Origin of the sequence: Salinicola salarius, from assembly GCF_003206135.1 — a bacterium.
Taxonomy (GTDB): Bacteria; Pseudomonadota; Gammaproteobacteria; order Pseudomonadales; family Halomonadaceae; genus Salinicola; species Salinicola salarius.
Genome location: NZ_PZJT01000010.1, coordinates 57,240 through 81,241, shown reverse-complemented (window position 1 = coordinate 81,241; position 24,002 = coordinate 57,240). Strand labels below are relative to the sequence as shown.

Below are 24,002 nucleotides of genomic sequence, written 5' to 3'. Positions count from 1 at the left end.
TTAGGGGCGCCCATTATCCCGATGCGACGGTTCGAATTCCACCTCCTCGACATCCCATCCCGCAGGAACTTCCCGCAGCGTGCCACGCCTCTCGCCGCCACGCGCTGGCGACACGACATCCGGCACCTCGGGACGAGCGCTGCGGATGCCCGCCCGGGCCCCGTCGTCGGGTGCCATCTCGCTCTTCGGCTCCAACGGCAGAGCGGAAAAATCGATGTCCGGCATCGTCAGCGACGACGCTTCGTTCCCGCTCTCCAGCGAGGCGGATACCGAATCCGCCGGCGATGCGATCACGCTCCGCTCGGCGTCCAGTTCCAGCTTTGGGGCTTCGTAGTCGATATGAGCGAGGGCTGACGACGTTGCCGAAGGCTCGGCGGACGATGTCATATCGTCATCGAACAGCACCGACATGGAATCGGTCCGGGAAGCGGATTCAACCGGAGTCGAGGCTTCCGACCGCACGGTGGGTTCATCGGCAACTCCGGTATCGGGCCGAGCCTCATCGGTCTCGGGACGAACCTTATCGGCCTCGGCACGCACCGCGCCGGACTCGACCCGGCCGGCCTGCGACTCGAACAGCGCGTCGACATCCTCCACCGTATCCTGCGCGACCGTCTCGCCCCCCGCTTCCGTTTCGCCGGTTGCCTCCTGCCAGCTCTCCTCGACGTAGCGGGCGCGATAGTCATCGACCAGAGCCTGTCCTTCCCGGCGCTGTTCGGGCGTGGCGTCGTCACCAAAGCCGGCGAGCGCCTGTTCCAGCGCGTCCATGTCACGCAACTCGCCCAACGCTCTCAACAGCCCCAGGCGAAATTGCGCATTCTTTTTTTGGGCCAGTTGCTGGCGCAGCCAGTCGCGCGCCTCGGCATGGCGTCCATAAGCCATGAAGATATCCGCCTGGCTGATCGAGACCGAGTCGACATCCACTTCCGGCAGCGGCCGGCGCGGTGCCATCGATGCTGCGGCCTGGCGACTGGCCTCGAGCGGGGACGGCTCGACGGCCTCCGCCCTCTGCTCATCGACAGGTTCGACAACTTCGTGAACTTCACGACGGCGGCGTCGCTCCCAGATCCACAGCAACAGCAGGACGATCAGTACTCCGCCGCCAATCCAGTCGAGATGCCCCAGCAGCCGCTGCCATAACGAAGGCGACGCGGCGGGCGCCGGTCCGGTTGATGCCGTTACGGGCTTTTCGCCGGAGGGGGTCCCGGCGGGCGACTGCACGCGGGAAGGCGGCGGTGTTGCAGCCTGAGCCGCCGCGATGGCGGCAGCACTGACGACCGGCGTGCCTCCCTGCACGCCTTCCTGTCCAGAGGCACCGTCGCTCGCGTTTGCGTTTGTTGCCGTCTTGGATGGCTCAGCGACGGCCGCGAGCGCGCCCTGCAGCGCGTCGCGCTCGGATTGCAACGCAGCAATCGTCGCGCGTTGGCGTTCGGTCATCGCGGTCAGGTCGGCTATCTGCCGGGTCAGTGCGGCGAGCTGGTCGGTATCGGATGCCCCCAATGCCTCACGGCGCCCCACGATGTCGATCATCGGGCGCCCGTCGTCGGTCCGATGAGCGAGCTCATCGAGCCGGGATGCCGCCTCCCCTGGCGAGATATCGGTCACGGCCGCGATCGCAGGCACCGCCAGCCTGACGCCAGCCCGCAGCCGGTCGATGTCTCCATCGATAAAGGCATCGGGGTTGGATTGGTACAGGGCCAGCATCAGCGGCTGGCGATCAAGTCCGGATCGAGGCAACAGCGAAGCTGCCAGGGTGGATAGCGAGTCGCCGGGCCGAACGGTGATTTGCCCGGGCCAGGCGGGCGACCCGCTCGTTGCCGATGCAGCGTCGTCGGCAGATCCGTCGACCGGGTTCCGCATTGCCATGGCCTGCGTCACCACGCTCTTCGCTACCGGATATCCCGGCGCGAGGCCGCGATCGCCATTCAGCAATGGCTGCGAGCTGGCATAGCCGACGGGATCGAACAGCAGCGACACGTCCCGCTGCCATTGCCCACCCGGCCAAGTCACCACCAGCAGCAGATCGAGGAACGGCTCCCGCACGCGGCGCGAGCTATCGAGAATCAGTGCCAGATCACCCTCACGGCGCACGACCTTGACCGATAGCGTGTCCAGCAGCGAGCTGCGAGACAATCCTGATTGCCGGTAAGCCGCGTCGTCGGCAACGGCTACCGATATCTGCGAGGCCTCGAGGCCGCTGCCATCGGTCAGCGGCAGCACCACGTGAAGCGGCCGATGGAGGGGGGATACCTGCTGCGGATCGCCAATGCCGAGAGCGTGGGCTGAAGAGGCCAGCACCAGGCAGAGCCCGCCGGTGATCGTTGTAAGCCGTTGCCGCATGGTTTCCTCGCCGACGAATTGGAGTAAGCCTCGACTCACTCATCGGCAAGGACTGAATAAACTTGAGGACGAGATCATGGCCCGAATGGCAAAGAGCCCTGCCAGTGGACACAGGCAGGGCTCGGGCAACTCATGCCGGCGTGATGCTCAGGATTGTTCGCGGAGGATCTTGAGCATGCGCTTCAGCGGCTCGGCGGCGCCCCACAGCAGCTGGTCGCCGACGCTGAACGCGGTGAGATATTCGCCGCCCATGGCCAGCTTGCGCAAGCGGCCCACCGGGATCGTCAGGGTGCCGCTGACGGCCGCCGGCGTCAGATGCTTCAACGTCTCGTCCTTGTCGTTGGGCACGACCTGGACCCAGTCGTTGTGCCTGGCCAGACGATCCTCGATCTCGTCGAGCGGCACGTTCTGCTTCAGTTTGATGGTGAACGCCTGGCTGTGCGAACGCATCGCGCCGATGCGCACGCAGAGGCCGTCGATGGGAATCGGGTTGTCGCCGGTGGCGAGAATCTTGTTGGTCTCGACGCCGCCTTTCCACTCCTCCTTGCTCTGGCCGCTCTCCATCGCCTTGTCGATCCACGGCAGCAGGCTGCCGGCCAGCGGTGCGCCGAAGTTGTCGACCGGGAACTCGCTAGCACGCATACGGGTGATGACGTCGCGGTCGATGTCGAGAATGGCGCTGGAAGGCGTGGCAAGATCGGTGGCGACGGCCGAGTGCAGCGAGCCCATCTGGGACAGCAGTTCGCGCATGTGCTTGGCGCCGGAACCGGAAGCGGCCTGATAGGTCATGGAAGTCATCCACTCGACCAGGTTGGCCTCGAACAGCCCGCCCAGGCCCATCAGCATCAGGCTCACGGTGCAGTTGCCGCCGACGAAGGTCCTGGCGCCCTTGGCCAGTTGGGCATCGATCACGTGACGGTTGACCGGATCGAGCACGATGGTCGCCTCGTCCGCCATGCGCAGGGTGCTGGCCGCGTCGATCCAGTAGCCTTTCCAGCCGGACTCACGCAGCGGCTTATAGACGGCACTGGTGTAGTCGCCGCCCTGGCACGTCACGATCACGTCCATCGCCTTGAGCGACTCGATGTCGTTGGCATCCTTCAGCGCCGGCACGTCGACACCGATATCCGGCCCGGCCTGCCCCGCCTGGGAGGTGGAGAAGAAGACCGGCTCGAGCCCGGTGAAATCATTGTCGTCCAGCATGCGCTGCATCAGCACGGAACCGACCATACCGCGCCAGCCGACGAATCCGACTTTCAACATAGTGGCGTACCCCGAAATATTTTGAATGTCGTGAATCGATGCGACGACCCATTTCGGTCGTCGCATCATCAGCAAGTGAAGACGTGAATGATATCAGTTTAGCGCATTCGGCTCAGGCCTCGGCAAAAGCCGCCAGCACCGCGTCGCCCATTTCGCTAGTGGAAACCTGGCGGGTGCCCGGATAGGCGATGTCCGCGGTGCGCAGGCCCTGATCCAGCACCTTGCCCACGGCGCGCTCGATACGATCGGCCAGCGCCGGCTCGCTCAACGAGTAGCGCAGCATCATCGCCACCGACAGAATCGTCGCCAGCGGGTTGGCGAGACCTTGGCCTGCAATATCCGGTGCACTGCCGTGACACGGCTCGTACATGCCCTGCTGCTTCTCGTTGAGCGACGCGGACGGCAGCATGCCGATCGAGCCGGTGAGCATGGCGGCGGCATCGGAAAGAATGTCGCCGAACATGTTGCCGGTCACCACCACGTCGAACTGCTTGGGCGCGCGCACCAGCTGCATCGCGGCGTTGTCGACGTACATGTGCGACAGCTCGACGTCCGGATACTCCGGCGCTAGCCGGTTCATCACCTCGCGCCACAGGATGGTGACTTCCAGCACATTGGCCTTGTCCACCGAGCAGAGCTTCTTGCCCCGCTTCTGCGCCATCTCGAAGGCGACGCGACCGATGCGTTCGATCTCGGATTCGGAATAGACGTAGGTATTGAACCCGACCCGCTCACCGTCGCGCTCCTCGATGCCGCGCGGCTGGCCGAAATAGATACCGCCGGTCAGCTCGCGCACGATCATGATGTCGAGCCCGGAGACGACTTCCGGCTTCAGCGTCGACGCCTCGGCCAGCTGCGGATAGAGCAGCGCCGGGCGCAGATTGCCGAACAGGTTGAGATTCTTGCGCAGCCCCAGCAGCCCCTTTTCGGGACGCTTGCTCAGATCTTCCAGCGTATCCCACTTGGGACCGCCCACGGCGCCGAGCAGGATCGCATCGGCGGCCTTGGCCTTCTCCAGCGTGGACTCGGGTAGCGGATGCCCCTCGGCGTCGTAGCCGGCGCCGCCGACCAGCGCCTCTTCAAGTTCCGCGTCCAGCCCCGCCTCACGGCAGGCATTCAGGATCTTGACCGCCTCGGCGGTGATTTCCGGGCCGATGCCATCGCCGGGCAACACCAGAATCTTCTTGCTCATGCATTTTCCTCAAACGTGTTCTTTGGTCGCCCACAGCACCAGCATGTCCGTGGTGAAGGAGCCGTCATCACCGATCTCGAAGGCATCGCGGACTTCCTGACCCACCTGCTGCTGCAGATGACGGATCGCGTCGCGCATGACATCGGGCGTGCGCATTCGCGCAATCCAGGTATCGAAATCCAGCCGCAGCCGCTGGCGCGAACTGGCCGTCACCACGAGCCCGGCCTCACCGACCATCTGCGCCCACTCGCTCGGTGCGTAATCGCGAACGTGGCTGGTATCCCGCAGCATCTCGACGGTCTGCAGGAAGCTGTCGAACAGCGGCTGCTCGGAAGCGGCGACGTCGATGAACGCCGCCAGCCCGCCGGGTTTGAGGACGCGCCTCGCCTCGCGCAGCGCCAGTCCCACATCGCGCCAGTGGTGTGCGGAGAAACGGCTGCAGACGACATCGAAACTGTCGTCGGCAAACGGCAGCGACTCCGCAACGCCCTGAACCGTACGGATATTGCCGAAGCCGCGTTCGCGGGCCGCCTCGCCGACCACCTCGAGCATTCGCGGCGAGAGATCATAGGCCACGACCTCCGCTGCCAGATCGGCGACCTGAAAGCTGACATGCCCAGCGCCGCAGCCGAGATCCAGCACGCGGGGCGCGTCGAGTCCTGCGACACGCTCCCGCAACTGGGCGAACTCAGCGCCCTGGGCATGCACCTGGCTCGACAGATAGGCGCCTGCCTGGCCACCGAACTGGCGTTCGACCACATCGCTGTGACCACCACGCTTGCCCGAATCACGCATCGCGGAACAGCCACGGATTCGCCGCACGATGACGGCTTTCATAGTCGCGGATGGCGCCGGCCTGCTCGAGCGTCAGGCCGATATCATCGAGGCCTTCCAGCAGACAGTGCTTGCGGAACGCATCGACCTCGAACGGGATCGCCTCGCCGCTCGGCGTGATCACCTGCTGCCCTTCGAGATCGATATCGAGACGATAGCCTTCGCTGGCTTCCGTTTCCTGGAACAGCCGGTCGACCGTCGCCTCGTCGAGCGTGATCAGCAGGATGCCGTTCTTGAACGAGTTGTTGTAGAAGATATCGGCGAAGCTCGGCGCGATCACCACGCGGAAGCCGAAATCGTCCAGCGCCCAGGGGGCGTGCTCGCGCGAGCTTCCGCAGCCGAAGTTGCGCCGTGCCAGCAGCACCTGCGCGTCGCGATAGCGCGGCTGGTTGAGCACGAAGTCCGGATTGAGTGGACGGCTGGCCGCATCCTGGCCCGGATAGCCCTCGTCGAGATAGCGCAGCTCGTCGAACAGGTTGGGGCCGAAGCCGGTACGCTTGATCGACTTCAGAAACTGTTTGGGAATGATCAGGTCGGTATCGACATTGGCGCGATCCAGCGGCGCGACCAGACCCTGCAGGCGTTCGAACTTTTTCATCGTCTGGTCTCCTTAGGCACTCATCGCATCGGCGCGGTCATAGTCATAGCTTCGGACATCCACGAAGTGGCCTTCGATGGCGGCCGCCGCGGCCATCGCCGGGCTCACCAGATGGGTACGTCCACCGTAGCCCTGGCGCCCCTCGAAGTTGCGGTTGGAGGTCGACGCGCAGCGCTCGCCGGCGCCCAGCTTGTCGGCATTCATCGCCAGACACATCGAGCAGCCCGGTTCACGCCACTCGAAGCCCGCCTCGATGAAGACCTTGTCGAGCCCTTCGGCTTCGGCCAGCCGCTTCACCAGTCCGGAGCCCGGCACTACCATCGCCAGCTGGATGTTGTCGGCGACCTTGCGCCCTCGGGCGACCTTGGCGGCTTCGCGCAGATCCTCGATCCGCGAGTTGGTGCAGGAGCCGATGAACACCTTGTCGAGCCGGATATCGGTGATCTTCTGCCCGGCGCTGAGCCCCATGTACTCCAGCGCACGCGTCATGCCCTGCGTGACGGTCTCGTCACCGGCACTGGCCGGATCGGGCACCGCGGCGGAGACGTTGGCGACCATTTCCGGACTGGTGCCCCAGGTCACCTGCGGCTCGATCTCGGCGGCGTCGAGTTCGACGACCTTGTCGAAGTGCGCGCCCTCGTCGGAGACCAGATCACGCCAGGCTTCGACCGCCGCCGGCCACTGCTCGGCCGAGGGCGCGTACGGACGGCCCTTCAGGTAATCGATCGTGGTGTCATCCACCGCCACCAGCCCCACGCGGGCGCCGGCTTCGATCGCCATGTTGCAGATCGTCATGCGGCCTTCCATGGAAAGCTCGCGGATCGCGCTGCCGGCAAACTCAATGGCATATCCGGTGCCGCCAGCGGTACCGATACGGCCGATGATCGCCAGCACGATGTCCTTGGCGGTGACGCCGAGGCCCAGCTTGCCCTCGACACGCACCTGCATGTTCTTCATCTTCTGGGCGATCAGGCACTGGGTGGCGAGCACGTGCTCGACCTCGGACGTGCCGATGCCGTGGGAAAGCGCAGCGAAGGCGCCGTGGGTCGCGGTATGGGAATCGCCGCAGACCACGGTCATCCCCGGCAGCGTGGCGCCCTGCTCCGGCCCGACCACGTGGACGATGCCCTGGCGCTCGTCGTTGATCCGGAACTCCTCGATGTCGAAGCTCTCGCAGTTGGCATCCAGGGTTTCGACCTGAATGCGCGAGACGTCGTCGAGAATCCCGGCGTTACCGGCGCTGCGCTCCTTGAGCGTGGTCGGCACGTTATGGTCCGGCGTCGCCAGGTTGGCATCGCGGCGCCAGGGCTTGCGACCGGCCAGACGCAGCCCTTCGAACGCCTGCGGCGAGGTGACTTCGTGCAGCAGATGACGATCGATGTAGATCAGCGCCGAACCGTCGTCGCGCTGAGTCACCAGGTGCTGCGCCCAGAGTTTGTCGTAGAGCGTCTGGCTTGCCATGTGTTTTATCTCCTCCGTCACGCTGTCTGAAGCAGCTTGGTGACGTAACGCTTGCGAATCGCGACGCCATGACAGCGGCCCGCGAATGGTGTGGCGACCAAGATACGGCGCCGTCATGCATAAAATCAATTCATCTTGATTATGCTTTGGATTCCATAACAGAATTCACTGATTCTGGTTCATCAATGCCACGTACGGAAAGCCAACGACGCCATGGACACCCAGAGCCTGCAAGCCTTCATCGCGGTCGCCGATACGACGTCGTTCTCGCTGGCCGGCGAGCAACTGCACCTCACCCAGCCGGCCATCAGCAAGCGCATCGCCACGCTGGAACATCAGACCGGCGCCAAGCTCTTCGACCGCATCAATCGCCGCGTCAGCCTAACCGAAGCGGGCCGGCTGCTGCTGCCCCGAGCCCGCCAGATCCTGCAACTGGTGGAGGACAGCCGGCGCACCTTGAGCAACCTGAGCGGCAGCGTCGAAGGCAGCCTGACGCTCGCCACCAGCCACCATGTCGGCCTGCACCGGCTTCCTCCAGTACTCAAGGCGTTCACCCAGCGCTACCCGCACGTCGATCTGGATCTGCGCTTTCTCGATTCCGAACAGGCCTATCACGGCGTCGTCGCCGGGGAGATCGAACTGGCCGTGGTGACGCTGTCGCCCCGGCCCAATCCGCAGGTGGAATCGGTGCCGGTGTGGATCGATCGACTGCGCTTCGTCGCCGCGCCCGACCATCCTCTGGCGGCACACGGCGAGCTGCCGCTGTCAGCGCTGGTGGACTATTCGGCGGTGCTGCCGGGGCCGCTAACGTTTACTCGGGACATCGTGGTGGGATCGTTCAGTCGCGCGGGGTTGACCGTCGATGTGGCGCTTTCCACCAATTACCTGGAGACGCTGAAGATGATGGCGGGTATCGGGCTGGGCTGGAGCGTGCTGCCGGAAAGCATGGTCGACGACGACATCGCGGTACTACCGGTGACGCACCCCCCGATCGAGCGCCGGCTGGGCTACCTGGTGCACAAGCAGCGCACGCTCTCCAACGCCGGACGCGCGATGATCGCGGAGCTGGAGGGCGCGCGCCTCACTCCCGATGCCTAGGGACGCTATCCATCAGAGGGGCGCTATCTATCAGAGGGACGCTATCCATCAGAGGAGCGCTATCTATTCAGAGTGATGCTATCCACCAAGTCTGACCGAGGCGGGCTATCAGACCTGACCAAGGCGCGGCGTATCGACGTGAACGTCGCCGTTCTGGGCACGGTGGCGCAGCAGATGATCCATCAGCGTCAACGCCATCATCGCCTCGGCGATCGGCGTGGCGCGGATACCGACGCAGGGGTCGTGACGCCCCTTGGTGACGACCTCCACCGGCTCGCCGTGGATATCGATCGAACGCCCCGGCTGGGTGATGCTGGAGGTCGGCTTGAGCGCCAGATGCGCGACGATGGGCTGGCCGCTGGAGATGCCGCCGAGCACGCCGCCGGCGTGATTGGACAGGAATCCTTCCGGCGTCATTTCATCGCGATGCTCGGTGCCGCGCTGGGTCACGACATCGAAACCGTCGCCGATCTCGACGCCCTTCACCGCGTTGATGCTCATCAGCCCGTGGGCCAGGTCGGCATCCAGACGATCGAAGACCGGCTCGCCCAGCCCCACCGGCACGCCTTCGGCGACGACCGTGATCCTGGCGCCCACCGAGTCCTGGTCGCGACGCAGCTGATCCATGTAGGCCTCGAGTTCCGGCAGCTTGTCCGGGTCCGGGCAGAAGAACGGATTGTCGTCGACACCCTCCCATCCCTTGAAGTCGATCGCGATGGGGCCGAGCTGGCTCATGTAGCCGCGCACCCGAATGCCCTGCCGGGCGAGCCACGTCTTGGCGATGGCGCCAGCGGCAACGCGCATGGCGGTCTCGCGGGCGCTGGAGCGGCCACCGCCGCGATAGTCGCGAATGCCGTACTTGTGGTGATAGGTGTAATCGGCGTGGGCCGGGCGGAACTGCTCGGCGATCTTGGAATAGTCCTTGGAGCGCTGGTCGGTATTCTCGATCATCAGTCCGATCGGCGTGCCCGTGGTGCGGCCTTCGAACACCCCGGAGAGGATCCGGACCTGATCCGGCTCGCGGCGCTGGGTGGTATGGCGTGACGAGCCCGGCCGGCGGCGGTCCAGGTCGCGCTGCAGATCCGCCTCGCTGAGTTCGAGCCCCGGCGGGCAGCCGTCGACGATGGCACCCAGCGCGGGGCCGTGACTCTCACCGAAGGTGGTGACGGTGAACAGTTTGCCGAAGGTGTTGCCGGACATGCGCGATCCTCAGGAAAGGGAAGAAAGATTCAGGTTCAGGCCGGATGAGACGCGACGAAGTAATCCGCGTAGGTATCGAGATCCTCGGCGCTCAGCGCAAAGACCCCTTCCCCGCCGCGTTCGAACTCCAGCCACAGGAACGGCACTTCCGGGAAAGCCGCCTCCAGATGACGCTGGGAGTTGCCCACTTCGACGATCAGCATGCCGCCGTCGTTCAGGTAGGCGCGGGCTTCGCGCAGGATGCGTCGGACGATGTCGAGACCATCGCGACCGGCGCCCAGTGCCAGATCGGGCTCGTGCCGATACTCCGCCGGCATGGCCGCCAGGTCGCGAGTGTCGACATAGGGCGGATTGCTGACGATCAGATCGTAATGCTGCCCCGCGACGCCTTCGAACAGATCCGACGCCACCGCGCGAACGCGCCGCCCGACATCATGCCGCACGATATTCGCCTTGGCGACCTCGAGCGCTTCCACGCTGATATCGACCAGATCCACCTCGCAGGTGGGCAGGTAGAGCGCCGTGGCAATGCCGATACAGCCGGAGCCGGTGCACAGGTCGAGCACGTGCGCCGGCGGCAGGTCATCGAACCAGGCCGAGAAGCCCTGTTCGATCAGTTCGGCGATGGGCGAACGGGGGATCAGCACCCGCTCGTCGACCTCGAACGGGAAGCCGGCGAAAAACGCCTCGCCGAGCAGGTAGGGCAACGGCCGACGCGACTCGATGCGACTTCTCACCAGCGCGACGATCCGGCGCCGCTCGATGCCCAGCAGACGCGCGTCGAGCACGGCCGGGTCGATGTCCCACGGCAGATGCAGCGCGCCCAGCACCAAGGCCACCGCTTCGTCCCAGGCGCTGTCGGTGCCATGGCCGAAATGCAGCCGATGGGCATGGAATTCGGTGGTGGCCCAGCGCAGGCAGTCCCGCACGCTGAACAGGTCTTCGACGATGGCATCGTCCGCTAGCGTCAGGGTCGACTGCGGTGGCGACATGGAAGGAACTCGCATCTGGCTGGAAAACGGACGACGATTGTACGCGCAAGGCTCGCGCGTTCACAGCCGGCCATGTCATGACGCGCGGAATCGGTTACCCTTCCGCCCGCTGAATCACTCAAGCCAAAGACAGCGGTCAGCAAAGGCACAATGGCAATGACCCACTCCCCGAGCGACGACGACGATCACAACGCCTTCCGCCAGGCACTGGAAGCGGCCGGCGTTCAGCGGCTCAAGCTCAACCGTGCGGCCACGGGTCGCCCGCGGCGCAACGCGCTCAACGCCGACGCGCGGCGTGAAGCCGCCGAGCAGGCGCCGCCGGTCGTGCAATCCCGGCTATCGGACGGCGGCGTCGAGGCGGTCACGCCGCATCAGCGCCTGGAATTCTCGATCCCGGATCTGCCACCGCGAACCTTTGCCCAGCTCAAGCGCGGTCACATCGCCTGGGAAGGCGGGCTCGACCTTCACGGCTACACCCTCGACGAAGCCCGTGCCGAACTAGAATCGTTCATCGACGACGCCATCGCCAGCCGGGTTCGCTGCGTGCTGGTGGTGCATGGCAAGGCGCGCGGTTATCGCGGCAGCGGCGCGGACTACCCGGTGATCAAGAGCCACGTCAACACCTGGCTCAAGAACTGGTCGCGGGTACTGGCCTTCTGCTCGGCGAGCGAGATCGACGGCGGCACCGGCGCCCTCTACGTGCTGTTGCGCACGCGCGGCGATTGACGAGCGGCGTCAACCGTGGCGCTTGGGCGAGGATAGCGGCAGCGGCAGGCGCCCTTGCGGGTCGGCGCTGCTGGCCGGGTGGCGATGGCCATCGGCCGGTTCGGCGGCGGCAGACGTCCGGTCCCGCTGTCGCTCATAGCGATCCAGGGCCTGGGCGGCAAGATAGCGCCCCAGCTCGATCAGCGCCTCGGCGCGATGGAATTCGTAGGCGCCGCACACGCTCTTGGGCACCTCGATCAGAATGTCGGGCGGATAGCCGGCGATCTTGTACTTGGCCAGCGCGGCCTGAGTGATATCGAACGAGGCCAGCATCATGTCGAGCTTGCTCCAGGCGCGCTCGGTCTGGCTCGACCAGCTGGTGTTTTCCGATGCTTCCTCTTCGTCGCTGAACGATGAGACCATGCCTTGTACCCGCGTGCGCACGTTCTTCAGCCAGCCGCTGAAGCTCTTGCCTTCGGCTTCGCGTTCGATTTCACGTTCGTATTCCTGGGCCGCCTGTTCGGCGGGCAGCAACTCTTCCAGCGTCACGGGCGTCGGCGTCTGGGCAGTGGCGTTGACCGCCAGCACGATGTCCGCATCGACGGAAACCGTGGGAATGATCGGCAGCGGGTTCAGCAGCCCTCCGTCGACCAGCACATGACCGTTGTCCTGAACCGGCGTGATGATGCCGGGCACTGCGATCGAGGCGCGGATCGCGCGCAGCAGCGGGCCACTCTGGAACCACACTTCCCGCTGGCGGCTCAGATCCGTCGCCACCGCCGTGAACGGCATCGGCAGGTTCTCGATACGGATATCCCCGACCAGCGACTCCAGCTTGGTCATCACCCTGCCCGCGCGCATGGCTCCCATGGCGCTCCAGGTGATGTCGACCAGCCGCAGCACGTCGAAATAATCGAGCTGACAAACCCAGTCACGGTAGCCGTCGAGCTTGCCGGCGGCGTAGATGCCGCCGATCAAGGCGCCCATGGAGCAACCGGAGATCGACGCGATCTCGTAGCCGCGCGCCTCGAGCTCCTCGATCACGCCGATATGGGCGTAACCCCGTGCACCGCCACTCCCCAATACCAACGAGACGCGAGGTTTCATGACATGGACTCTCCCACCGTCGATTGATGCCAGCGTACGATTTCCGAGGCGACCTGTGCCACTCTGATGCCCTCCAGATGCAGATGATGCCCGCCGGAGACGATGCGCCGTTCGAGCCTGTCGATCCGGCGGCAGGCCTCGCCGAGATGTGGCCGCTGAGTCAATACGCCGGCCGTCGCCTGCAACAGCAGTACCGGGGCGCGGATGGCGGACACCGTTGCCAGCATCTGGTCCGGCGTCCAGCGCAGCAGCGACGGCTGGATCAGGCGTCGGTCGGTCCGCCAGCGGTAGCGCCCGCCTTCCTGCCGGCCGAGATTACGCTCGACGATGGGCCGCGCGGTATCGGCATCGATCCGGGTGACCCCGCCACGCACCCTCGCCGCCACCGCGTCTTCGATGCTCGCATAACCACCGGCAGCGCTGCGTGAACGCCGCCGTGCCCGCAGCGCTGCCTGCAGCTGCGTCACCGTCTCGCCGGGCTCGTTGGTGGTCGAGGCGAGCCCATCGATCAGCACCAGTCCATCGACCCGCTCCGGCGCGGCGGCAGCGATCAGACTGGCAACCCCGGCACCCATCGAATGGCCGACGAAGGTCGTCGAGCTCAGGTCCAGGGCGTCCACGGCGTCGAGCACGTCCGGCAAGTAGCCCCACAACGGGTACTCGGCCTGCGCGCCACGATGCGGTGAATGGCCGTGCCCCGGCAAATCCAGCGCCACCAGGCGTATTCCCAGCGCGGTGACCAGTGCCGGCGCCAGGCGGGAAAACGTCGCGGCGTTGTCGAGCCAGCCATGTAGGGCCACCCAGGTGGGCGCGGCGTCGTCACCCCAGCTCAACGCGGCCAGACGCCCTTCACCCAGAACCCTCTCTCGTGCCTTCAAGGATCTTCTCCCAGCATGCTGTCGACGGCTTCCAGAATCGCCTGCCGGGTCGCTTGCGGATGCTCGAACGGAAACATGTGACCGCCGGGCACACAACGCAACCGAATGCCCAGCCGCGAGAGCGTGCGTCGCCGCTCGGGCGTCAGCAGATCGGAGTCTTCACCGGCGATCACGGTCAGCGGCACCTTGAGTCTGCGCAGCACCGAGGTGAGATGATCCGGCAGGTGACGAAACACGGCGGCCTCGGTACGGGGTGCATAGCGCAGCTTCGCCGCGCCGCTGTCATCGACGATTGTCGTCGCCCCGGTGACGTAATCCTCCATCGCGGTTTCGGTAAAGCCCTGGAACAGCGAACGGCGCCTCAGCGAAGCGGCCATCGCCTCCCGGCTGGGCCAGACCTCGCGACGGCGCAGCGTCTTGCCGGCCGGCGTCACCCGGTCGACGAAGCCGGCGAGCTTGGCGAACTTCAACCTCCAGGCGTCCCGCCCGAGCAGCAATGGCGGATCCAGTGCCACCACGGCGCGAAAGCGGTCCGGCGCCTTGGAGGCGGCCATGATCGAAAGCACGCCACCCATGGAGTGCCCCACGGCGACGATCGGCGTCGATAACGACGCGGTGGCCGACAGGTACTCTTCGCGCAATGCCAGCCAGTTCCGCCCCACCGGGAACTGGGGGTCGTGCGCCAGACGGTCCAGCGGATGCAGTTCGAAATGCGTCGCCAACGGTGACAACAGCGTCCGGTAACTGCTACCGGTAAACCCGTTGGCGTGGGCAAAGACCAGTGGATAACGCAGCATCGACATCTGAATTCCCTTAGACTATCGGCTAATCGGCTATAAGTGCATGGCTTCAAATTCACGACCCGGGTCGAACGCCCCTACGCCAATGCCTCTCGATATCGTCTTTCGACATTCGGCTGGCATCGGCCCTGATCGCCGCCGACAGGATTCGATGGCCACGATCATGGAACGGGCTCGCATCCCGGCGGCATTCGACCCTTTTATTCAGCAAGGATTGTACTGTGTCTCGCAAAAGATCCCACCGCGATACCCGTCTGCGTAACCGCTTGTTCTGGGCGCTGCTGATCGCGGCGCTCGTGGTCGGCTTCTGGCTGGTTCGCGGCGGAGAGTGAATCATGGGGCTGCTGGCCGCTTTTACCCATACGCTGGAAATCACGCTGCCGGTCTTTCTGATGGTCTTCCTGGGGCTCGGCCTCAAGCGGATCGGCTGGATCGATTCCCACTTCATCACCACGGCATCGATGCTGGTATTCAAGGTCACCATGCCGGCGCTGCTGTTTCTGAGCATCATCAAGGCGGACCTGAGCCGCGCCCTGCAGCCGGAACTGATCGGCTATTTCATCGGCTACACCATCATCAGCTTCTTTCTCGCCTGGGCCTGGGCGATCTGGCGGCACCCCCGCGTGGAAAGGGGCATCTTCACCCAGGGGGCATTCCGCGCCAACAACGGCATCGTCGGGCTCGCCCTGGCGGCCGGCCAGTACGGCGACTACGGCCTTTCCGTGGGCGGCGTGCTGGCCGGCGCGGTCATCGTCATCTACAACGTCTTTTCGGTCTTCATCCTGTCGCTCTACAGTGACGAGGTCGCCACGGACTTCCGCAGCCTGATCAAGAATCTGGCCAAGAATCCGCTCATCCTGAGCGTCGTCTTCGCGATCCCGGTGGCACTATCGGATATCGAACTCCCCGGCTGGGTCATGACCTCGGGCGGCTATCTTGCCGGCATGTCGCTGCCGTTGGGATTGATCTGCATTGGCGGCACGCTTTCCGTCAGCGCGTTCAAGCGCAGCAGCACCATCGCCCTCGACGCCAGCCTTTGGAAGCTGGTGTGGGTTCCCCTGCTCGGGGTGCTGGGCGCCCTCGCCGTGGGGATTCACGGCCCGGCACTGGGGATCATCTTCCTCTACCTGGGTTGCCCGGGGGCAGCGGCCAGTTTCGTCATGGCCAAGGCGTTCAAGAGCAACGACAAGCTGGCTGCCAACATCATCGTCATCACCACTTTCGCGTCGATGTTCACCCTCAGCCTGGGGCTGTTCCTGCTGAAATGGCTGGGGCTGGTATAGCCCGGGCGCTGTCGCTGCCGGACGAACGCCGGACGAATACCGGACGAAAAAGGGGCCGCTCTCGAGCGACCCTTTTCATTGCCCTGTCTCATCAGATCGTCTCATCAGCCAGTCATCGTCATGCCGATGACTGGCATGCGAGCTGACGAGATCAGCGTTCGCGTTCGCCGTCGACGAGGCGACGCAGCTTCAGCGGATTGCTCTCGCGCACGGCTTCCGGCAGCAGCGCATCCGGCAGGTCCTGGTAACAGACGGGGCGCAGGAAGCGGAAGATCGCCGCGGTCCCCACGGACGTGGTGCGCGAATCCGAAGTCGCCGGGAACGGGCCGCCGTGAACCATGGCGTGGCATACTTCCACCCCGGTCGGCCAGCCATTGGCCATGATCCGGCCCGCCTTGCGCTCGAGCGTCGGCAGCAGCACCCTGGCAGCCTCGTGATCGGCGGCGTCCATCTGCAGCGTTGCCGTCAGCTGGCCTTCAAGCACCTCGGCGACACGCTTGACTTCCGCCGCATCGCGGCAGGCCACGATCAGCGAGGAGGCGCCGAAGACTTCTGCCTGCAGCGAGGTATCGGCGATCACGTCCTCGCCGGCAGCCACGAACAGGCCGCCCTGGCACTGGTTGGCGCCTTCGCCCTCCAGTCCACGCGCCACTTCGCGAACCTTGCTGTTCGCCGCCAGCGCGCGGACGCCCTGGCCATACGCTTCGTGAATCCCCGGCGTCAGCATCGTCTGCGCCGTGCTGCTCTTGAGCGTTTCGCTGGCGGACTCGATGAACGCGTCGAGATCCGGCCCTTCGACCGCGATCACCAGGCCCGGATTGGTGCAGAACTGACCGGCGCCCATGTTGAGAGAGCCCACGAACGCCTCGCCCAGCGCCTTGGCGCGCGCCTTCAACGCCGCCGGCAACAGGAACACGGGGTTGATGCTGCTCATTTCCGCATAGAACGGGATCGGCTCCGGACGACGCTGGGCAATCTCCAGCAGCGCCAGACCGCCCTTGCGCGACCCGGTGAAGCCCGCTGCCTTGATCCGCGGATCGGCGACCAGCGCCTGCCCCACCTCGAAGCTGGAATCGTGCAGCATCGAGAACACGCCTTCGGGCAGACCGCACTTCTTGACGGCGGCCTGCACGGCACGACCCACCAGCTCGCAGGTGCCGGGATGCGCCGGGTGCCCCTTGACGATCACCGGGCAACCTGCAGCCAGTGCCGACGCGGTATCGCCACCGGCGACGGAGAACGCCAGCGGGAAATTGCTGGCGCCGAACACGGCCACCGGCCCCAGGGCGATATGACGCTGGCGCAGATCGACCCGCGGCATCGGTTGGCGATCCGGCAAGGCCGGATCGACGCGAACATCGAGCCACTCTCCCGCCCGCACGGTATCGGCAAACAAGCGCAGCTGGCCGCAGGTACGGCCCCGCTCGCCCTGGATGCGCCCCTGGGGCAGACCGGATTCGGCCACGGCCCGTTCGATCAGGTCGTCACCGATCGCCTCGATCTCGTCGGCGATCGTCTCGAGAAACCGGGCACGTTCTTCGAGCGAGGTTTCTCGGTAGGTATCGAATGCCGACCAGGCGAGATTGCAGGCTCGCGTCACGTCTTCGGCAGTACCGCCGAAAAACTCGGTCGGCAGACGCTCGCCCGTCGCCGGATTGATCGCAACGATCAGATCGCGGGCTCCCTTGACGGTTTGCTGTCCAATCAGTAGTTCGCCAGTCAGATTCACATTGCCTCCTAGAAAAGCTGGGATGTTAGAGAAAGCTGGGATATCGAAAACACCCGAATGCCGGGACGCCAATGCCAACAGGAAGACACCGCCGCCCCTTGGGACGGCAGTGCAGTCGAACGATGTCTCGAATCGATCGGCCCGCCTTTACCACCCGGGCCGGCAAGAGATTACGCTTCGGAGCGATCCTGATACGCGGCGTAATTGTCGTACGCCCGTTGGAGATGGCGGTGCATGGCGTCCCGGGCGGCTTCCGCCTGCCCCGAGACGATCGCCTGCAGGATCTCGCCATGCTCCCGAGCCACCCTTTCAAGATAGTAAGATATGGCCTGAGGGTCGAGCTCGACGGACAGAAGCTTGGTCCTGGGGATAGCGCCTTCGTTGAGCTGATCGTACAACGAGACGAAGAACGGGTTGTGCGTGGCTTCGACGATCGCCCGATGGAAGACGTAGTCCTCGTGGCGAGCCTGGCTACCCGTCTCGCAGGCCGCCAGGAACTGCTCGTGAGCACTCTGCATCGCCGCGATATCCAGCGGCGTGCGCCGTTCGGCCGCCAGCGCCGCCGCCTGGGCGTCCAACGTCATGCGCATCTCCAGCACGTGCAGAATGTCTTCCACCGTGGTGGCGTTGATGCGTCTTGCCGGAAACTGGTGGTCCGGCACGGAGCGCAGGACGCGCGTGCCGATGCCTCGACGCGTTTCGACCAGACCCATCGATTTGAGATGAGCGATAGCCTCGCGCACCGCCGTTCGACTGACACCGAACATGTCGCACAGCTGGCTCTCGGTCGGCAATTTTTCGCCCACCTCGATATGTCCCTGAGTGATCAGGGCTTCCAGCTGCCGGGCGATCTGGCGCGATAGACTCTCCTGAGAAGAGATGCGCTTTATCTCCCAAGCCTTGGTCTGCTCCATCGTGCTGCCTACCTTATCGATTTTCTTGGCCGACGCCGGCGTCCGTAATCGCTCGGGGCGGTCGGTGCTGTATGACGTTCGAGGTGAATAGCATACCAGTTCGACCGACCCCGGCCCGGATCACGTTTCGTCGTCGGGATGACCCAGCGTGACGAACTTGCCGCCTTGATGGACGACCGCCGGGTCCGTCGGATCCTGAGGCGCTTTGGCCGCTTCGGCCTCGACTTCGGCCCGCCATGGCGCCGAGCTTTCCTGCGGCACCCAGCCGAGGAACTGCGCATGGCGGTTGTCCCACCACTGCTCGGCATTGTCGGAAGCGCCATAGACCACCGTATAACCCAGCTTGGGGGCGACGAACGCCCGCTCCAGCAGGGCCACGAAATCCTCGACGCCTAGCCACGTCGCCAGCATGCGAGTGTCCTTGGGCTTGGGAAAGCAGGAGCCGATGCGCACGCTCAGCGTCTCGATCGCGAACTTGTCGAAATAGAGACTCGCCAGGTCCTCGCCAAAGCATTTGGAAACCCCATAGAGCGAGTCCGGCCGGCGCGGGACCTGGCTATCGATCCGCGTCGAGCGCTCGTAGAAACCGATGGTATGGTTCGAGCTGGCAAAGACGATGCGCGGCTTGCCCTGTTTCCGGGCCGCCTCGTAGAGGTTGTAGGTTCCGATGATGTTGGCCTGCAGGATCCCCTCCCACGGCTTCTCGACCGAGATGCCGCCCAGGTGGACGATACCGTCGCAATCGCTGACGAGCTTTGCCACCGCCGCCGCGTCGGCCAGATCGCAAGCGACAATCTCCTCGTGCTGCTCGGCGTTGCCGATTGTCTCGATGTCCGACAGACGCACGTGCCGGGCGAGCTTCGCCAGATGCGGACGGATGGCTTGCCCGACGCCACCGGCGGCGCCAGTCACCAGTAATCGATTCAGCATGTTGATCTCTCCTCGTTGGGTTGGACGGTCAGATGCCAATGACCGTCCAGTGGGGTGTCGAATGGTTCGAAGCCGAGCTCTCGCTGTCGCGTCACTGCAGCAGGTTGGGCAACGTCAAGGAAATCGCCGGTACGTAGGTCACCAGCATCAGCACCACGAACAACGCCAGGTAGAATGGCCAGATGGTCTTGACGGTCTGCTCGATCTTGATCCCGCCGATCGCGCTGCCGACGAACAGACACCCACCGACCGGCGGCGTACACAGACCAATGCCCAGGTTCATCATCATCAGGATGCCGAACTGGATAGGGTCCATGCCGAACTGCTGCGCCACCGGCAGGAAAATCGGCGTACAGATCAGAATGAGCGGCGCCATGTCCATGATCATGCCGAGCGCCAGCAACAGCAGGTTGAGCATCAGCAACACGACGATGGGATTGTCGGAGAAGGATGTCAGTGCATTGGCGAGCATTTCCGGCACATTGTAGAGCGCCAGCAGGTAGGAAAATGCCGAGGCGCACCCGACCAGAATCATCACCAGCGCCGTCGTCTTGACGGCCTGGTAGACCGCCTTCTTGAACGACTCCCAGCGAAGTTCGCGATAGACGAGCCCGGTGATGACGATGGCGTAGATCGCACCGAACGCGCCGGATTCGGTCACTGTCAGGATGCCGGACAGCACGCCGCCGACGATGATCACCGCCGTCAGCAGCCCGGGCAGCGACGCGACGAAGCTGATCAGCAGCGCATACCAGCCCGGAAAGGGTTCGCCGCCGTAGCCGCGCTTGACCGCCACCACATAGGCCGCCACCGCCAGCGCCAGACACATCAGAATACCGGGAACGATGCCCGCCACGAAAAGCTGGGTAACCGAGATCCCGCCACCGGCCGCCACCGCGTAGAGAATCATGTTGTGGCTGGGCGGAATCACCACACCGGCAATCGAGGAGGTCACCGTCACGTTGACCGCATAGTCGGTGTCGTAGCCCTTCTCTTTCATTACCGGAATCAGAATGGAGCCCAGTGCCGAAGTATCGGCGACGGCAGAACCGGAGATGCCGCCGAACAGCATGGAAGAGGTCACGTTGACCATCCCCAGGCCGCCGCGGACGCGACCGACCGCTGCCGAAGCGAAACGTACCAGGCGGCTCGAGATGCCGCCGTGCAGCATCAGCTCACCCGCAAAGATGAAAAACGGAATCGCCAGCAGCGAGAATACCGAGATCCCCGAGACGATTCGCTGGAATCCCACGAACAGCGGCAGCCCCTCGTAGAGAAACGTCACGATCGAGGCCAGCCCCACCGCGAACGCGATCGGCGCTCCCACGATCAACCCGAGGAGAAAGACGCCGAAAAGAATCGCAAGCCCCATAGTGTCAGCTCCCTGCCCGGCCGGTACGTGTGATGCGTTGAATGAGATTGGCGCAGGTGAAAACCACCATGAGCACGCCACAAGCGACTAGAGGCGCGGCTCGCCAACTTTCGGAGAGCCCGATCATCGGGATCGGACGGCCGGCGTTGCTCATCATCATCAACCAGCCCTGCCATGCCATGAAACCACCGAAAAGCAGCACGAATCCGTCGGAAATGGCGTGCATGACCACTCGCGGAATCCGCGGTGCGCCCTCACGCAGGAAGTCGATGCTCAGATGGGAATTGAAGCGTACACCCGCACCCGCACCCAGGCAGGTGATATAGACCACGATCAACAGCGAAGACTGTTCGATCCAGGTCGGCGTGTCATTGAGCACGTAACGGCCGAAAACCAGCCAGCCGAACGAAAAAATCAGGAACACCAGCAGCACGCCAGCAACGATCAGGCATAAACGCGCCAAACCGTCCAGCACCCTGTCTGACGTCGTGTCAGGATTGGTGGCCGAATCCGGGACGTTATCCACGATGGTTTTCCCTAGTTGATATCGAAGACAAAAAACGAGCCCCTGTGATCAGGGGCCCGTCACTCTTGAAGGCTTACTGGGTATTGCGAATATCGTCGATCAACGATTCCAGATCGGGATGCTCCTTGATGAAGGCCTGATAGATCGGCTCCATACGCTTCTGGAATGCCGCCTTGTCCTTCACTTCATTGACCTTCACGCCAGCCGCTTCGACTTTCTCGCGGCTTTTCTCTGCACCTTCTTTCCACAGCTCCCGCTGCTTTTGGGCCGCATCTTCTGCCGCCTTGCGCACGATCGACTTGTCTTCGTCGGAAAGTTCGTTCCAGCTGGACTTCGCGACACACAGACATTCGGGAATGATCAGGTGACCGGTTTCGGAGAAGTACTTGGCGACTTCGTAATGATTACTGGATTCGAATGACGGGAAGTTGTTCTCGGCACCATCGATGACACCCGTCTTCAATGACTGGAACACTTCGCCGTAGGACATTGGCGTCGCGTTGCCGCCCAGGGCATCGACCATGTCCACATAGAGATCATTGTTCATGACGCGAAGCTTGAGCCCCTTCACATCATCGGGACCTTCGATGGGATGATCCGTGTTGTAGAAACTGCGAGCACCGGAGCCGAACCAGGACAGGGCGATCAGATCCTTTTCCGCCAGGGCATCGGCGAAACGCTTGCCGATATCCCCATCCATGACGCGATACATTTGATCGACGCTATCGAACAGGAATGGCAGAGACAGCACGTCGGTTTCAGGGACGATCGGCCCCATCGGACCCATATTGAAATTACCGAAGTCCAGGGCGCCGCTACGGGTCTGATCGATCGCGTCCGGCTGGTCACCGAGAACCGCATTGTTATAGACCCGCGGATTGATTCTGCCGTCCGTGTTCTTGGAAACTTCCTCGTCGAAGAATTTCAACGCCACCGAGTTTGGATAACCATCCGGATGAACGTTCCACCCTCGCCAGTTTTCCGCATGAGCGGGGAAAGCAGCGACGGATAACGCGCCAGCAACGGCAACCGCAGGCAGCGAAGCGGATAGGTTGTTCCAGAAACGTGATGTCATCATATGGCTCCTTCGCTCGACTCGAAGCGAATTGTGATTGTCGAAACGCAGAATGCCATACATCATACTTGAAGTAATATTAGACTTTGGAATTGGCAGATAATGGCGAATTATCAACGAGATACGGCATTAGTTGTCTTTGTAAACTATTGATAAATCGCCACTTTCATAGCAATGGATCCAACCGGGTACGATCGTTTCTCCGGGAATGGGTCGGCTCTGACCGTCATCGAACGTAAAAAAGGCAGCATCCGAAAATGCTGCCCAGATCCTTCGATATCTATCGACGGAGGCCGGCTGACATGTCAGCGCACCAGCGCTGGCCGCTTGGGATCGAACGACCAGCCATCGATCAGATACTGCATCGCCATTGCATCGTTGCGTTGACGCACGTCGAGCGACTTGTAGAGGGCGTGGGCCTTTTCGACCTGAGCCATGTCGAGCCTGACCCCGAGCCCCGGCGTCTTCGGCACACTCAGCTTGCCCTCGCGGATCGCGAAGGGCGCCTCGGTCAGGCGCTGGCCGTCCTGCCAGATCCAGTGCGTATCGATGGCCGTGATATTGCCCGGACAAGCTGCCGCTACGTGGGTCATCATCGCCAGTGAGACATCGAAGTGGTTGTTGGAGTGCGAGCCCCAGGTCATCCCCCACTCGTCACACAGCTCGCCGACCATGACCGCGCCCTGCATGGTCCAGAAATGGCAGTCCGCCAGTGGAATGTCGACGGCATTGAGCGCTACCGCATACTGCAGCTGCTTGAAGTCGGTCGCGATCATGTTGGTGGCGGTGGGCAAACCGGTGCGCTTCTTGAACTCGGCCATCACCTCGCGCCCGGACCAGCTCTCTTCCTGCCCGCAGGGATCTTCGGCATAGCTGAGGATGTGCTTGATCGGATCGAGAACCCGAACCGCCTCGTCGAGCTTCCAGGCCCCGTTGGGGTCCAGCGTCAGCCGGGCTTCGGGGAAGGCTTCGTGCAGCGCACGGATGCAGTCGGCTTCCTCTTCGCCCCGCAGCACGCCGCCCTTGAGCTTGAAGTCCTTGAAGCCGTAACGCTCATAGGCCGCCTTGGCCAGATTGGCCACGGCATCCGGCGTCAGCGCCTCCCGACGGCGGACTTCGTCCCACGCATCGACCGGGTTTTCGGGCTTGGGATACGGCAAGTCGGTCTTGCCCGGATCACCCAGCAGGAACAGATAGCCCAGCGCTTCGACTTCATCGCGCTGGCGGCCGAAACGGCCCAACAGGTCCGCCACCGGCTGACCCAACGCCTGGCCGTAGAGATCGAACAGCGCCGATTCGATGGCAGTCAGCACGTGCACCGCCACGCGCAGATCGAACGTCTGGCGTCCCCGCTCCTCCCGCCCGTTGGTCGCCAGCAGCAGGCGCGAGCGGTTGAGCGTCTGCTTGACCTCGTTGACTCTGGAGCCTTCGACCAGAGAACGACACTGCTCCAGCCCCTTGAGAATTCCCTCGCTGGACGGGATCTCGCCGACGCCCTGGTTGCCGGCATCATCCTCGAGGATCAGCAGGCAGCGAATGAACCACGGCGCATGGCCGCCGCTCAGGTTGAGCAAAAAGCTGTCATACCCGGCGACCGGCATCACCATCATCCTGGTCACTTTAGGGAAACTCATATCGCACTCCTCGATATTCGATCGTTGCGGAAACACTGAAGAAATCGGCGAGCAAGGCGCGCGGCGCCCGG

General features: G+C 63.9%; 21 protein-coding genes. 3 read left to right on the top strand and 18 right to left on the bottom strand.

Translation table 11 applies throughout. From position 1 onward, the window contains the following. The 6 genes from DOM32_RS11140 to leuC all read right to left on the bottom strand — a co-directional run bounded on the left by DOM32_RS11140 (position 1) and on the right by leuC (position 7,688). Complete coding sequence (locus tag DOM32_RS11140) at positions 1 to 2,340, bottom strand: type IV pilus assembly protein FimV (RefSeq protein ID WP_110634467.1); 2,340 nt, start codon at positions 2,338 to 2,340, stop codon at positions 1 to 3. A gap of 147 nt (positions 2,341 to 2,487) precedes the next feature. Continuing rightward, the gene (gene asd, locus DOM32_RS11135; protein ID WP_110634464.1) at positions 2,488 to 3,603 is read right to left on the bottom strand and encodes an aspartate-semialdehyde dehydrogenase; all 1,116 of its coding nucleotides are present in this window, start codon (positions 3,601 to 3,603) and stop codon (positions 2,488 to 2,490) included. 112 nt (positions 3,604 to 3,715) lie between these two features. After that, complete coding sequence (gene leuB, locus DOM32_RS11130; protein WP_071232142.1) at positions 3,716 to 4,795, bottom strand: 3-isopropylmalate dehydrogenase; 1,080 nt, start codon at positions 4,793 to 4,795, stop codon at positions 3,716 to 3,718. A 9-nt stretch (positions 4,796 to 4,804) separates the two neighbouring features. Further along, complete coding sequence (locus DOM32_RS11125) at positions 4,805 to 5,590, bottom strand: class I SAM-dependent methyltransferase (RefSeq protein ID WP_071232141.1); 786 nt, start codon at positions 5,588 to 5,590, stop codon at positions 4,805 to 4,807. Beyond that, positions 5,583 to 6,227 carry a 3-isopropylmalate dehydratase small subunit gene (gene leuD, locus DOM32_RS11120; protein WP_071232140.1) on the bottom strand — a complete coding sequence of 215 codons (645 nt, stop codon included), beginning with the start codon at positions 6,225 to 6,227 and terminating at the stop codon, positions 5,583 to 5,585. The genes DOM32_RS11125 and leuD overlap by 8 nt, the downstream gene beginning before the upstream one ends. 12 nt (positions 6,228 to 6,239) lie before the next feature. Beyond that, positions 6,240 to 7,688: a 3-isopropylmalate dehydratase large subunit gene (gene leuC, locus DOM32_RS11115; protein ID WP_071232139.1), complete on the bottom strand. Its 1,449-nt coding sequence runs from the start codon at positions 7,686 to 7,688 to the stop codon at positions 6,240 to 6,242. 213 nt (positions 7,689 to 7,901) lie between these two features. On the opposite strand from leuC, the gene DOM32_RS11110 reads away from it, so the two are divergent. Beyond that, positions 7,902 to 8,786 carry a LysR family transcriptional regulator gene (locus tag DOM32_RS11110; protein ID WP_110634460.1) on the top strand — a complete coding sequence of 295 codons (885 nt, stop codon included), beginning with the start codon at positions 7,902 to 7,904 and terminating at the stop codon, positions 8,784 to 8,786. Between the two features lie 108 nt (positions 8,787 to 8,894). On the opposite strand, the gene aroC is transcribed toward DOM32_RS11110, so the two are convergent. Continuing rightward, positions 8,895 to 9,986, bottom strand: a complete 1,092-nt coding sequence (aroC, locus tag DOM32_RS11105; protein ID WP_110634457.1) for a chorismate synthase — start codon at positions 9,984 to 9,986, stop codon at positions 8,895 to 8,897. 35 nt (positions 9,987 to 10,021) lie between these two features. Then, a complete protein-coding gene (gene prmB / locus DOM32_RS11100; RefSeq protein ID WP_244179899.1) occupies positions 10,022 to 10,978 on the bottom strand; it encodes a 50S ribosomal protein L3 N(5)-glutamine methyltransferase in 957 nt (318 codons plus the stop codon). Positions 10,979 to 11,134: 156 nt separating this feature from the next. On the opposite strand from prmB, the gene DOM32_RS11095 reads away from it, so the two are divergent. Then, positions 11,135 to 11,704, top strand: a complete 570-nt coding sequence (locus DOM32_RS11095) for a Smr/MutS family protein (protein WP_110634451.1) — start codon at positions 11,135 to 11,137, stop codon at positions 11,702 to 11,704. Positions 11,705 to 11,713: 9 nt separating this feature from the next. Here the strand turns inward: DOM32_RS11095 and DOM32_RS11090 are convergent, their stop codons facing one another. Genes DOM32_RS11090 through DOM32_RS11080 form a run of 3 tightly spaced genes read right to left on the bottom strand, consistent with a single transcriptional unit; the run spans position 11,714 to position 14,471 of the window. Next, positions 11,714 to 12,790 carry a patatin-like phospholipase family protein gene (locus DOM32_RS11090; protein ID WP_110634448.1) on the bottom strand — a complete coding sequence of 359 codons (1,077 nt, stop codon included), beginning with the start codon at positions 12,788 to 12,790 and terminating at the stop codon, positions 11,714 to 11,716. Further along, complete coding sequence (locus DOM32_RS11085) at positions 12,787 to 13,668, bottom strand: alpha/beta fold hydrolase (RefSeq protein WP_110634446.1); 882 nt, start codon at positions 13,666 to 13,668, stop codon at positions 12,787 to 12,789. The genes DOM32_RS11090 and DOM32_RS11085 overlap by 4 nt, the downstream gene beginning before the upstream one ends. Then, on the bottom strand, positions 13,665 to 14,471 hold the full coding sequence (locus DOM32_RS11080; RefSeq protein ID WP_110634443.1) for an alpha/beta fold hydrolase: 807 nt from the start codon (positions 14,469 to 14,471) through the stop codon (positions 13,665 to 13,667). The genes DOM32_RS11085 and DOM32_RS11080 overlap by 4 nt, the downstream gene beginning before the upstream one ends. 332 nt (positions 14,472 to 14,803) lie before the next feature. Between DOM32_RS11080 and DOM32_RS11075 the strand changes: the two genes are divergently transcribed. Then, the gene (locus tag DOM32_RS11075) at positions 14,804 to 15,751 is read left to right on the top strand and encodes an AEC family transporter (protein WP_110634440.1); all 948 of its coding nucleotides are present in this window, start codon (positions 14,804 to 14,806) and stop codon (positions 15,749 to 15,751) included. A 151-nt stretch (positions 15,752 to 15,902) separates the two neighbouring features. On the opposite strand, the gene DOM32_RS11070 is transcribed toward DOM32_RS11075, so the two are convergent. From DOM32_RS11070 to DOM32_RS11040, 7 genes are all read right to left on the bottom strand, one after another. After that, complete coding sequence (locus DOM32_RS11070) at positions 15,903 to 17,480, bottom strand: aldehyde dehydrogenase (NADP(+)) (protein ID WP_110634437.1); 1,578 nt, start codon at positions 17,478 to 17,480, stop codon at positions 15,903 to 15,905. Between the two features lie 170 nt (positions 17,481 to 17,650). Next, complete coding sequence (locus tag DOM32_RS11065; protein WP_071232128.1) at positions 17,651 to 18,394, bottom strand: FadR/GntR family transcriptional regulator; 744 nt, start codon at positions 18,392 to 18,394, stop codon at positions 17,651 to 17,653. Positions 18,395 to 18,514: 120 nt separating this feature from the next. Further along, a complete protein-coding gene (locus DOM32_RS11060) occupies positions 18,515 to 19,324 on the bottom strand; it encodes an NAD-dependent epimerase/dehydratase family protein (RefSeq protein ID WP_110634435.1) in 810 nt (269 codons plus the stop codon). A 91-nt stretch (positions 19,325 to 19,415) separates the two neighbouring features. Further along, positions 19,416 to 20,696: a TRAP transporter large permease gene (locus tag DOM32_RS11055; RefSeq protein ID WP_071232126.1), complete on the bottom strand. Its 1,281-nt coding sequence runs from the start codon at positions 20,694 to 20,696 to the stop codon at positions 19,416 to 19,418. A 4-nt stretch (positions 20,697 to 20,700) separates the two neighbouring features. Next, positions 20,701 to 21,222, bottom strand: coding sequence for a TRAP transporter small permease (locus DOM32_RS11050; protein WP_110634430.1), 522 nt, complete (start codon positions 21,220 to 21,222; stop codon positions 20,701 to 20,703). A gap of 73 nt (positions 21,223 to 21,295) precedes the next feature. Continuing rightward, positions 21,296 to 22,297: a TRAP transporter substrate-binding protein gene (locus DOM32_RS11045; protein WP_416221240.1), complete on the bottom strand. Its 1,002-nt coding sequence runs from the start codon at positions 22,295 to 22,297 to the stop codon at positions 21,296 to 21,298. Positions 22,298 to 22,602: 305 nt separating this feature from the next. Continuing rightward, a complete protein-coding gene (locus DOM32_RS11040) occupies positions 22,603 to 23,931 on the bottom strand; it encodes an enolase C-terminal domain-like protein (RefSeq protein WP_110634424.1) in 1,329 nt (442 codons plus the stop codon). Positions 23,932 to 24,002 lie beyond the last annotated feature (71 nt).

Bases quoted from the DNA above. Each gene is read 5' to 3' on its own strand.
- prmB (WP_244179899.1), bottom strand. From the start codon at position 10,978: ATGTCGCCACCGCAGTCGACCCTGACGCTAGCGGACGATGCCATCGTC.
- DOM32_RS11090 (WP_110634448.1), bottom strand. From the start codon at position 12,790: ATGAAACCTCGCGTCTCGTTGGTATTGGGGAGTGGCGGTGCACGGGGT.
- DOM32_RS11060 (WP_110634435.1), bottom strand. From the start codon at position 19,324: ATGCTGAATCGATTACTGGTGACTGGCGCCGCCGGTGGCGTCGGGCAA.
- leuC (WP_071232139.1), bottom strand. From the start codon at position 7,688: ATGGCAAGCCAGACGCTCTACGACAAACTCTGGGCGCAGCACCTGGTG.
- leuD (WP_071232140.1), bottom strand. From the start codon at position 6,227: ATGAAAAAGTTCGAACGCCTGCAGGGTCTGGTCGCGCCGCTGGATCGC.
- leuB (WP_071232142.1), bottom strand. From the start codon at position 4,795: ATGAGCAAGAAGATTCTGGTGTTGCCCGGCGATGGCATCGGCCCGGAA.
- DOM32_RS11055 (WP_071232126.1), bottom strand. From the start codon at position 20,696: ATGGGGCTTGCGATTCTTTTCGGCGTCTTTCTCCTCGGGTTGATCGTG.
- asd (WP_110634464.1), bottom strand. From the start codon at position 3,603: ATGTTGAAAGTCGGATTCGTCGGCTGGCGCGGTATGGTCGGTTCCGTG.
- DOM32_RS11110 (WP_110634460.1), top strand. From the start codon at position 7,902: ATGGACACCCAGAGCCTGCAAGCCTTCATCGCGGTCGCCGATACGACG.
- DOM32_RS11095 (WP_110634451.1), top strand. From the start codon at position 11,135: ATGACCCACTCCCCGAGCGACGACGACGATCACAACGCCTTCCGCCAG.
- DOM32_RS11125 (WP_071232141.1), bottom strand. From the start codon at position 5,590: ATGCGTGATTCGGGCAAGCGTGGTGGTCACAGCGATGTGGTCGAACGC.
- DOM32_RS11065 (WP_071232128.1), bottom strand. From the start codon at position 18,394: ATGGAGCAGACCAAGGCTTGGGAGATAAAGCGCATCTCTTCTCAGGAG.
- DOM32_RS11045 (WP_416221240.1), bottom strand. From the start codon at position 22,297: ATGACATCACGTTTCTGGAACAACCTATCCGCTTCGCTGCCTGCGGTT.
- DOM32_RS11075 (WP_110634440.1), top strand. From the start codon at position 14,804: ATGGGGCTGCTGGCCGCTTTTACCCATACGCTGGAAATCACGCTGCCG.
- DOM32_RS11140 (WP_110634467.1), bottom strand. From the start codon at position 2,340: ATGCGGCAACGGCTTACAACGATCACCGGCGGGCTCTGCCTGGTGCTG.
- DOM32_RS11080 (WP_110634443.1), bottom strand. From the start codon at position 14,471: ATGTCGATGCTGCGTTATCCACTGGTCTTTGCCCACGCCAACGGGTTT.
- DOM32_RS11040 (WP_110634424.1), bottom strand. From the start codon at position 23,931: ATGAGTTTCCCTAAAGTGACCAGGATGATGGTGATGCCGGTCGCCGGG.
- aroC (WP_110634457.1), bottom strand. From the start codon at position 9,986: ATGTCCGGCAACACCTTCGGCAAACTGTTCACCGTCACCACCTTCGGT.